The 9,890-nt window shown below is 64.8% G+C and carries 11 protein-coding genes; 6 read left to right on the top strand and 5 right to left on the bottom strand.

All coding sequences use genetic code 11. The features are described 5' to 3' along the window. Positions 1 to 1,098: 5-(carboxyamino)imidazole ribonucleotide synthase (locus Q8S60_RS12325; RefSeq protein WP_305668593.1), on the bottom strand; the 1,098-nt coding region annotated here is incomplete at its 3' end. Continuing rightward, complete coding sequence (gene purE / locus Q8S60_RS12320; protein WP_305326155.1) at positions 1,098 to 1,559, bottom strand: 5-(carboxyamino)imidazole ribonucleotide mutase; 462 nt, start codon at positions 1,557 to 1,559, stop codon at positions 1,098 to 1,100. The genes Q8S60_RS12325 and purE, both read right to left, overlap by 1 nt. 331 nt (positions 1,560 to 1,890) lie before the next feature. Here purE and Q8S60_RS12315 point away from each other — a divergent pair, with 331 nt between their 5' ends. After that, on the top strand, positions 1,891 to 2,622 hold the full coding sequence (locus tag Q8S60_RS12315) for a GGDEF domain-containing protein (RefSeq protein ID WP_305326134.1): 732 nt from the start codon (positions 1,891 to 1,893) through the stop codon (positions 2,620 to 2,622). Between the two features lie 314 nt (positions 2,623 to 2,936). On the opposite strand, the gene Q8S60_RS12310 is transcribed toward Q8S60_RS12315, so the two are convergent. Then, positions 2,937 to 3,143 carry a YdcH family protein gene (locus Q8S60_RS12310; RefSeq protein ID WP_305326133.1) on the bottom strand — a complete coding sequence of 69 codons (207 nt, stop codon included), beginning with the start codon at positions 3,141 to 3,143 and terminating at the stop codon, positions 2,937 to 2,939. Beyond that, positions 3,140 to 3,787, bottom strand: a complete 648-nt coding sequence (locus Q8S60_RS12305; RefSeq protein WP_305326132.1) for a UbiX family flavin prenyltransferase — start codon at positions 3,785 to 3,787, stop codon at positions 3,140 to 3,142. Before Q8S60_RS12305 ends, Q8S60_RS12310 begins: the two co-directional genes overlap by 4 nt. Before the next feature lie 135 nt (positions 3,788 to 3,922). Between Q8S60_RS12305 and Q8S60_RS12300 the strand changes: the two genes are divergently transcribed. Then, positions 3,923 to 4,102, top strand: a complete 180-nt coding sequence (locus Q8S60_RS12300) for a YdcH family protein (RefSeq protein ID WP_305326131.1) — start codon at positions 3,923 to 3,925, stop codon at positions 4,100 to 4,102. 126 nt (positions 4,103 to 4,228) lie between these two features. On the opposite strand, the gene Q8S60_RS12295 is transcribed toward Q8S60_RS12300, so the two are convergent. Then, positions 4,229 to 5,857, bottom strand: coding sequence for an acyl-CoA synthetase (locus Q8S60_RS12295; protein ID WP_305326130.1), 1,629 nt, complete (start codon positions 5,855 to 5,857; stop codon positions 4,229 to 4,231). 140 nt (positions 5,858 to 5,997) lie between these two features. Here Q8S60_RS12295 and Q8S60_RS12290 point away from each other — a divergent pair, with 140 nt between their 5' ends. The 4 genes from Q8S60_RS12290 to Q8S60_RS12275 form a co-directional block, all read left to right on the top strand. Beyond that, positions 5,998 to 7,896: a propionyl-CoA synthetase gene (locus tag Q8S60_RS12290; protein ID WP_305326129.1), complete on the top strand. Its 1,899-nt coding sequence runs from the start codon at positions 5,998 to 6,000 to the stop codon at positions 7,894 to 7,896. Between the two features lie 107 nt (positions 7,897 to 8,003). Next, positions 8,004 to 8,291: a GIY-YIG nuclease family protein gene (locus tag Q8S60_RS12285; RefSeq protein WP_305326128.1), complete on the top strand. Its 288-nt coding sequence runs from the start codon at positions 8,004 to 8,006 to the stop codon at positions 8,289 to 8,291. A 274-nt stretch (positions 8,292 to 8,565) separates the two neighbouring features. Beyond that, complete coding sequence (locus Q8S60_RS12280) at positions 8,566 to 9,393, top strand: SDR family NAD(P)-dependent oxidoreductase (RefSeq protein ID WP_305326127.1); 828 nt, start codon at positions 8,566 to 8,568, stop codon at positions 9,391 to 9,393. Between the two features lie 144 nt (positions 9,394 to 9,537). Beyond that, the coding region (locus Q8S60_RS12275) for a DUF1302 family protein (RefSeq protein WP_305668592.1) at positions 9,538 to 9,890 on the top strand (353 nt) is incomplete at its 3' end.

Raw genomic sequence — 9,890 nt, 5'->3', positions numbered from 1 at the left:
CTTGCCCAGCGGGTAAAGCCTTGTCGCATGGCCCATCTTGCGGCCGGGCCGGGCTTCCCGCTTGCCGTAGAGATGGATCGCGGTCTGCGGTTCGGCGGCGAGCCGCGCCCAGTCCGCCACCTCGTCGCCGATCAGGTTCGTCATCACCGCGTCCGAGTGTCGGTCGGGGCGTCCGAGCGGCCAGCCGCAGATCGCGCGCACATGCTGTTCGAACTGGCTCACCGCGCAGGCATCCATCGTCCAGTGGCCGGAATTGTGGACGCGCGGCGCGATCTCGTTGACGAGGAGCCGCCGCGCATGACTGATTTTCGGGCCGCTCTCCGGCAGCAGAAACATCTCGACGCCCATCACGCCCACATAATCGAGTTCGGAGACGATGCGCGCCGCGATCGCGCAGGCTTCGTCGGCGAGTGCCTTCGTCAGCGCGGCGGGCGCCAGCGTGCGGTCGAGGATGTGGTTCTTGTGGATGTTCTCGACGGGATCGTAGGCCGCCGTTTCGCCGTCGAGCCCGCGCGCGACGACGACGGAGATTTCCCGCTCGAAAGGCACGAAGCCTTCGAGGATGGCGGGGGCGCGGCCGATCTCGTCATAGGCGGCAAGCGCGTTTTCCGGCGCCGCGATCTTCGCCTGTCCCTTGCCGTCATAGCCGAAGCGCCGCGTCTTCAGGATCGACGGCGTGCCGATCGCTTCCACGGCATCGCGCAGGCTCGTCTCGTCGCTCACATCCGCGAAAGGCGCGGTCGCGATCCCCTGCGCCTTCAGGAAGTTCTTCTCCACCAGCCGGTCCTGCGCCGTCGCCAGCGCAATCGGGCCCGGCCGCACGATGCTGTGCTCGCTCAATATGCGCGCCGCCGCCGCCGGCACATTCTCGAATTCGTAAGTCACGACATCGACGCCATCCGCGAAGCGCGCCAGCGCCGCCTCGTCGTCATAACCCGCGCGCGTCGTCTCGCCGGCCACGTCCGCCGCCGGCAATTCCTCGTCGGGACAATATATGTGCGTGCGCAGCCCCAGCTCCGCCGCCGCCATGGCGAGCATCCGTCCAAGCTGTCCGCCACCCAGAATACCGATGGTCCCGCCGGGGGGGATAGTCGCCACTACCGCTCCTCCGGGCTCAGCCCCACGGCGTCCGTCTGCTTCGCGCGGTAATCGTCGAGCCGCCTTGCCAGCGCCTCGTCCGACAGCGCCAGCACGGCGGCGGCGAGCAGCCCGGCATTCTTCGCGCCCGCCTCGCCGATGGCGAGCGTGCCGACGGGAATGCCGCCCGGCATCTGCACGATGGAGAGAAGGCTGTCCTCGCCCGACAGCGCCTTCGACTGCACGGGCACGCCGAAGACAGGCAGCGGCGTCAGCGAGGCCGTCATGCCCGGCAGATGCGCCGCGCCGCCCGCGCCCGCGATGATGACCTTGAGGCCGCGCCCCCTGGCCGATTTCGCATAGTCGAACATGCGCTCCGGCGTCCGGTGGGCCGAGACGATCCGCGCCTCGTAAGCGACGCCCAGCGCCTCCAGCGCCTCGGCGGCATGGCGCATGGTCGGCCAGTCCGACTGGCTCCCCATGATGATGCCGACCAGAGGCTTTTTCGAGGTTTTGGCGGGGGCTTTCGCCCGTGCCGCGCCCGGTCTCTTCGCTGCCATCCTGCCTTCCGCGCCCCACCGTCTGGCACGCCCTCGGGGGCCCGCCGGTTTTGGAAAGCGAGGGAGTATAGGCATGGGAACCGGCTTGGCAAGGAAGGCGGGGGAGGGGCGGAAAAGCTGGCATGCCGCCTCCCGGCCCGGCCAGTTATGGTCATTCGGGAGCTTTCCGGCGCCCGCCCACATGGCGCTTTCCGCCGAACAATGGCATTTTGGGCTACGCGAATCGGAGCCAGAAGGCGGCGAGCGACATTTCATGAAGATCGGCGACCCCAAGCCCCTCGGCAGCGTCTCGGCCGTCTCCGCGCGGGAGCGCGAGAAGGCGCGGGCGGCGGCGTCTTCCGGCGGAGCCGCGGGCGGGCGTACCGTCTCCGACAGCGCCAGCGTCATGGGTATCCCCGAAGCCGAAATCACGCCGCGCGTGCGCGATGCGCTGATGCAGCTCATGGGCGAGGTCGCGGACCTCCGCCGCGAGGTGTCCGCCATGCGCGAGCGGCTGCGCGAGAGCGAGGAACTGGCCGATCGCGACCCGCTCATCCCGGTCCTCAACCGCCGCGCCTTCGTGCGCGAGCTCAGCCGCACCATCGCCTATGCGCGCCGCTACAACGAGCCGGCCGGGCTCGTCTATTTCGACCTCGACAATTTCAAGCAGGTGAACGACGCCCACGGCCATGCGGCGGGCGACGCGGCGCTCCATCATCTCGCGAAGCTCGTCCTCGACAATGTCCGCGAGAGCGACATTGTCGGCCGTCTCGGCGGCGACGAACTGGGGGTCATTCTCGCCCGCGCCGACGAGGCCACCGCCCGGGCCAAGGCCGCCTCGCTTGCCGCGCTCGTTTCCGGCAAGCCGGCCTCCTTCGAGGGCAAGGACATCCCGCTCACGATTTCCGTCGGTGCCATCTCCTTCACCGGCGACGATCAGCCCGACGAGGCGCTCGCCCGCGCCGACCGCGCCATGTACGAAGCCAAGCGCGGCGGCCCCGCCTGATCCTTTTTATCTTCCCACCCTCCCCTTGAGGGAGGGTCAAACGGCTGCAAGCCGTTTGGGGAGGGGTCGCAGCGGTGCGGCGTTCGCGAAGGATGGCTGGCCAGATGACGCGAGGCCGTAACCCCGCCCCGAAAAATTCATCGCTTCGCTCGAATTTTGTCGACCCTCCCCCAAGGGAGGGTGGAAGCAAGGAGGCGCCCCATAACCCTCTTCCCACCCTCCCCTCGGGGAGGGTCAAACGGCTGCAAGCCGTTTGGGGCGGGGGCTGTCACGCGTGGCGCTGCTTCAGTGCGAGAGCGGTTCGCTCCGCCGCTCTACGCTGTGATGTCCGGGAACAGCAGGTCGTCGATTTCCTGGATGCGGTCGCGCAGGTGCAGCTTCTTCTTCTTCAGCCGCTTGATCTGCAGATGATCCGGCATGGGCAGCGCCTCCAGCGCCGAGATGGCGGCGTCGAGGTCGCGATGCTCTTCCTTGAGCGTGGCGAGTGTCTGCCGCAGCTCGTCTTCTTCCTGCTCGGTCATGCTTTGGGGCGCCGCTTCTGTGTCCGTCCCTCTTTTACACGAACCGGGCTCCGCCGTCCGTCCTTCAGGTCCTCGCCCCAGCGTTTCGTCTCGTCCGCCTCGAGGTCGAAGAGGTCGAGCGCGCGCGCCGCCGTCTGCGTCACCAGTTCGTCCACGGATGCGGGTTTCGCATAAAGCCCCGGCACGGGCGGCGCGATGATGGCGCCCATTTCGGAGAGCTGCGTCATGGTCCGCAGGTGGCCCGTGTGAAGCGGCGTCTCGCGCACCATCAGCACCAGCCGCCCCCGTTCCTTCAGCACCACGTCGGCTGCCCGCGTCAGCAGCGACGAGGTCACGCCGGTCGCGATTTCCGACATGGTGCGGATGGAGCAGGGCGCCACGATCATGCCGAGCGTCCTGAACGAGCCGCTCGCGATCGCCGCGCCGATATCCTCGATCCGGTAGCGCGTATGCGCCAGCGCCTCCACGTCCTTCACCTTCAGCCCGGTCTCGTAGCCGAGCGTCATTTCCGCCGCCCGGGTTATAACGAGATGCGTTTCGATGCCCAGTGAATTCAGGATTTCAAGCGCACGCACGCCATAGGCGACGCCCGATGCCCCCGATATTCCCACGATGAGACGCGGCTTTTTGTCCGTCCTGTTCATAACCTTAACCAATACACGGCGGCGGCCGGATTTGCGAGGGGCTTGGGTTTCCGGCGCTCCCGGAAGCGTTCGACAAGCCGCAAAAAAAGAGTCACAATTTTTGCCGTTAAGGGCTTAACGAAAGGACGGACAGAGATGGCTTTGGAGTCTCATATTGCCGAGCTTCGTGATCGACACAGGGCTTTGGAACAGGAGATCGACCACCAGATTCATCACCCCAGCAGCGACGACCTTCATATAGCCGAACTGAAAAAGCAGAAATTGCGATTGAAGGAAGAGATCGAGAGGCTGACCGGCAACAGAGACGCAGCCTGACCGCAAGATCCAAAGCAAGAGATCCAACGCCGGGCGCATGTGCCCGGCGTTTTGCATTTCCGGAGCGCGCTGAAATCTTTTCCCACCCTCCCGCAGGGGGAGGGTGGCAGAGAAGGTGCCGTGCCCCTAAAGCTCCCCCGCCTGCTCCCGCAGCTTGAATTTCTGCACCTTGCCCGTCGAGGTCTTCGGTAGGTCTGTGAACACCACCGTCTTCGGGCATTTGAAATGCGCCAGGTGCTCGCGGCAATAGCCGATCACGTCCTTCTCGCTCAGCGTCGCGCCCTTGCGGAGCGTGATGAAGGCGCAAGGCGTCTCGCCCCATTTTTCGTCCGGCCGCGCCACCACGGCAGCCTCGATGATGTCGGGATGCTTGTAGAGCACGTCCTCCACTTCGAGCGAGGAGATGTTCTCGCCGCCGGAAATGATGATGTCCTTCGAGCGATCCTTGAGCTGAATGTAATTGTCGGGATGCCAGACGCCGAGGTCGCCGGAATGGAACCAGCCGCCGGCAAAGGCTTCCGCGCTCGCCTTCGGGTTTTTGAGGTAGCCCTTCATCACGACATTGCCGCGGAACATGACCTCGCCCATGGTCTCGCCGTCGCGCGGCACTTCCTCCATCGTCTCCGGGTCGCGCACGGAAATCCCTTCCAGCACCGGATAGTTCACGCCCTGCCGCGCCTTCACCTGCGCCCGCGCATTCACCTCCAGTTCGTCCCATTCGTCGTGCCAGGCGTTCACCACGGCGGGGCCGTAGGTTTCCGTGAGCCCATAGACATGGATCACGTTGAAGCCTTCCGCCTCCAGCTTGCGGATCGTCGCGGCGGGCGGCGGCGCGGCGGCGGCGAAATAGGAAACCGTGTGCGGCAGCGGTTTCTTCTCCTCCGCCGTCGCGTTGATGAGGAAGCTCATCACGGTCGGCGCGCCCGCCATATGGGTCACGCCATGTTCCGCGATGGCGCTGAAGATGTTCGCGGCCGTCACGCGGCGCAGGCAGACATGCGTGCCGGCGATCACGCTCATCGACCAGGTGAAGCACCAGCCGTTGCAATGGAACATCGGCACCGTCCAGAGATAGACGGAATTGCCGGTCATCCCCGCCGTCACGATGTTCCCCATCGCCAGCAGATAGGCGCCGCGATGATGGAAGACGACGCCTTTCGGATTGCCGGTCGTCCCCGACGTATAATTGAGGCTGATCGCCTGCCATTCGTCGGCGGGCAGCGACCAGTCGAATTTCGCATCGCCTTGTCCGAGGAAGTCCTCATATTCCGCCTCGCCGATCCGGTCGCCCGGGCCGTCATATTCCTTGTCGTCGATGTCGATCACGAAGGGCTTCACCTTCGCCTTGGCCAGCGCCTCCTTGCCCAGTGCGGAAAATTCGCGGTCCACAAACAGTGCCTTCGCCTCGCCGTGATCCAGCATGAAGCCGATGATGGCGCCGTCGAGGCGGATGTTCATCGTGTTCAGCACCGCGCCGATCATCGGCACGGCATAGTGCAGCTCCAGCATCGCCGGAATGTTCGGCGCGATCACCGCCACCGTGTCGCCAAGCCCGATGCCCCGCTCCGACAGCGCCGAGGCAAGCTTCCGGCAGCGCGCATAAAACTCCGCATAGTCGCGCCGGATGTCCCCATGCACCACCGCGAGCTTTCCCGGATAAACCTCCGCCGCCCGCTTCAGGAAACTCATCGGCGTCAACGGCTGATGGTTCGCCGCGTTCCGGTCGAGGTCGGTTTCAAAAGGGTTTGTCGTCATGGGGGCCTCGCGCGGGAAGGGAAGTGTTCCGCCGACGTTACTAAGGGGGCGGGGGCGCGGCAAGGTGGGGGCATGAATCCTCCCGCCGCCCGTGCTAAAACCTCCCCAACAAGAAACAAACGCGAACGGGGCAGGACATCATGGGACGCTACAAGGACACCTACGACGCCTGGAAGCGCGATCCGGAAGGCTTCTGGGCGGAGGCCGCCAAAGAGATCGACTGGTTCAAGCCCGCCGACACAATCCTCGAAGAGAAAAACGGTCTCTCCCGCTGGTTCGTCGGCGCGGAGACGAATAGCTGCTGGAATGCGCTCGACCGTCATGTGAAGGCGGGCCACGGCGCCCGCACCGCGCTCATCTATGACAGCGCCATGCTCGGCCGCGTCAAAAAATTCACTTACGCCGAACTGCTCGACAAGGTCGCCACCTTCGCGGGCGTGCTGCAATCCCATGGCATCAAGAAAGGCGACCGCGTCCTCATCTACATGCCGATGGTGCCGCAGGCCGCCGTCGCCATGCTGGCCTGCGCGCGGCTGGGCGCGATCCATTCGGTCGTCTTTGGCGGCTTCGCGGCGAAGGAACTCGCGACGCGCATCGACGACGCCAAGCCGAAGCTCATCGTCTCGGCCTCCTGCGGCCTCGAACCCGGCCGCGTCATCGCCTACAAGCCGCTGATGGACAAGGCGATCGAGATGAGCGCCCATGAAGTCTCCGCCTGCATCGTCCTCCAGCGCGAGATGGAAGAAGCGCCGCTGATCCCGGGCCGCGATTTCGACTGGAAGGCCGAGATGGACAAGGCCGCCGCCGCGAACAACAAGCCCGATTGCGTCTCCGTCGCCGCCACCGATCCCCTCTATGTCCTCTACACATCCGGCACCACCGGCAAGCCCAAGGGCGTCGTCCGCGACAATGGCGGCCACATGGTCGCGCTCAAATGGTCGATGAAAAACGTCTATGACATCGACCCCGGCGACACGTTCTGGGCCGCCTCCGATGTCGGCTGGGTCGTCGGCCATTCCTACATCGTCTATGCGCCGCTTTTTCATGGCTGCACGACGATCCTCTTCGAGGGCAAGCCCGTCGGCACGCCGGATGCCGGCACCTATTGGCGCATCATCTCGCAGCATGGCGTGAAGGCGCTCTTCACCGCGCCCACCGCCTTCCGCGCCATCCGCAAGGAAGACCCGAAGGCCGAGCTTGTCGGCAAATACGATCTCTCGAAATTCGAGGTGCTCTATCTCGCGGGCGAGCGCGCGGATCCCGACACGATCCAGTGGGCGGAGAAGGCGCTCGGCCGTCCGGTGATCGACCATTGGTGGCAGACCGAAAGCGGCTGGCCGATGGTCTCGAACCCGATGGGCATCGAGCGGCTCCCGGTGAAGCACGGCTCGCCCTCGGTGTCGCTGCCCGGCTACGAAATCCATGTCGTGGACGAAGCCTGCAAACAGGTCGGGCCGAACACGACCGGGGCCATCGTCGTGAAACTGCCGCTGCCGCCCGGCTGCCTGCCGACGCTGTGGGAAAACGAGGCGGGCTTCCGCGAAAGCTATCTCGCGGATTATCCCGGCTACTACAAGACGGCCGATGCCGGTTTCCTCGACGAGGACGGTTATCTCTATGTGATGAGCCGCACCGACGACATCATCAATGTCGCCGGCCACCGCCTCTCAACTGGCGGCATGGAAGAAGTCCTCGCCGCCCATCCGGATGTCGCCGAATGCGCCGTCATCGGCATTGCGGATGCGATGAAGGGCCAGGTCCCGGTCGGCTTCCTCGTCCTCAACGCGGGCGTCTCGCGGCCCTCGTCCGAGATCGAGCAGGAGGCCGTGCAATTGATCCGTGAACGGATCGGTCCCGTCGCGTCCTTCCGGAAGGCGATGGTCGTCCAGCGCCTCCCCAAAACCCGCTCCGGCAAGGTGCTCCGCGGCACCATGCGCAAGATCGCCGACGGCGCCGAATGGACCACGCCCGCCACCATCGACGACCCGGCAATCCTCGAGGAGATCAAGGCGGTGCTGGAGAGGGAACTGGCGCGGTAGGGGGGCACCAGAAATAAAGGTGTCACCCCGGCGAAAGCCGGGGTCCACTCCACCCCCCTTGTCTTTGCCGGGCTTGACCCGGCAATCCAGTGCCCCAGACTCCGAGGATGAGAGATTTTTACGTCTACATTCTGGCAAGCGGGAGAAACGGCACGCTCTACACAGGCGTCACCAATGACATTTTGCGGCGCGTGTCAGAGCATCGGGAAGAAGCCATCAAAGGTTTCACCAGCCGCTACGGTGTGAAGCAGCTCGTCTGGTATGAAGTTCATACGATGGCGCGAGCGGCAATCCAGCGTGAGAAGAATATCAAGCACTGGTCGCGAGCGTGGAAGCTTGCATTGATCGAGAAGGAGAACCCCGACTGGCGCGATCTGTTTGACGATCTGCTGTGAGGAGTTTGCGAAGTGGACGCCACGTTTCGTGGCTTCTGGATTGCCGGGTCAAGCCCGGCAAAGACGATGTTGGGGGGATGTACAGCGTTCATTCCTCCCAACCCTTCTCTCCACCCCCTTCTTTCCACCCCCTTCCGTTCATCCTTCCCCCATCCCCACATCCCCTCAACAAACGCTACGCCCGCGCGCAAACCGTGCCCTCCCACAAGCGCCCGTCCGGTGCTATAACGCCCGCATCCGGCGACCCCCCTTTTTGGGCGACAAGGAGTACCCCATGGCATCCGGCACCACACTCAACGGCAAGGTTGCGATCGTTACCGGCGCGGCGAGCGGCATCGGGCGCGCCATCGCGCATGCCTTCGCGGATGAAGGCGCGAAGGTCGTCGTCACCGATGTCGAGGAAGAAGCCGGCGAGCTGGTCGCGAAGGAAATCGCGGATCGCGGCGGCGAGGCGATCTTCCGCTATTGCGATGTCGGCGAGCGTCTCGATGTGCGCAATCTCGTCTGCGCGGCGGGCGAGGCGTTCGAGAAGATCGACATTCTCGTCAACAATGCCGGCATCGTCGCGGGCGGCGATTTCCTCACGCTGGAAGAAGAGGCCTTCGACCGCGTCATCCGTACCAATCTCAAGGGCCACTTTCTCGTCGGCCAGGCGGTCGCGCAGCGCATGGTCGCGCAGATCGACGAGGGTCACGCGCCCGGCACCATCATCAACATGTCGTCGATCAATGCCGTCGTCGCGATCCCGACCCAGGTCGCGTATGCGGCGTCCAAGGGCGGCGTGAAGCAATTGACCGAGGCGATGGCGCTTGCGCTCGCGCCCTATGGCATCCGCGTCAACGCGATCGGGCCCGGCACCATCCAGACGCCGATGGCCGGCAACGTCAATGACAATCCCGGCGCGAACAAGATGCTCATGTCGCGCACGCCCTTGGGACGCATCGGCCAGCCGGAGGAAATCGCCTCCGTCGCCGTCTTCCTCGCATCGGGCGCGGCGAGCTACATGACCGGCCAGACCGTCTATGTCGATGGCGGCCGCCTCTCCCTCAACTACCTCGCCCAGCCGCCGGTAAAGCCGAAGTCCGGCGACAGGAAAGAGTAGCCCCCGGCCTCTCGTCCCTCTCACGCAAAAAAATCGCGAGCCACCCGCCCGCTGATTTCTTCCCCTGCGTATCTCTCTTCGGGATGCCACGGCAGGCGCTATGCGTCTGGCCGGTGGCGGGACATGAAAAGGGAGGGGGCGTGCATGCGCGTGCATGAATACGCAGCGTTGAGTCTTGCGGGTTTTCTGACATTTGCATCGGGTGCGGCGGCAAGCGAAATGCAGCTTGGCGACGTGAAGGTGCAGGTGGACACGATCGTTTCGGTCGGTGCGACCATCCGTACCGGGGGCCAGGACTGCGCCAAGATATCGTCCGGCAATGGCGGCTGCGCGGGTGGACCCGGCACCACTTACGGCACCAACGACGATGACGGCAACGTCAATACCGAACGCTACGATCCGGTTTCGGTCGTCGCGAAAGCCGTCTCGGACATCGGCGTGACCTACGAAAATTACGGCGGCTTCATGCGCGTCAAGGCGTTCTACGATTACTGGAA

Source organism: Parvibaculum sp. (assembly GCF_030694575.1).
In the GTDB taxonomy this organism is placed as follows: domain Bacteria; phylum Pseudomonadota; class Alphaproteobacteria; order Parvibaculales; family Parvibaculaceae; genus Parvibaculum.
This window is presented reverse-complemented; position numbering and strand designations above follow the sequence as displayed.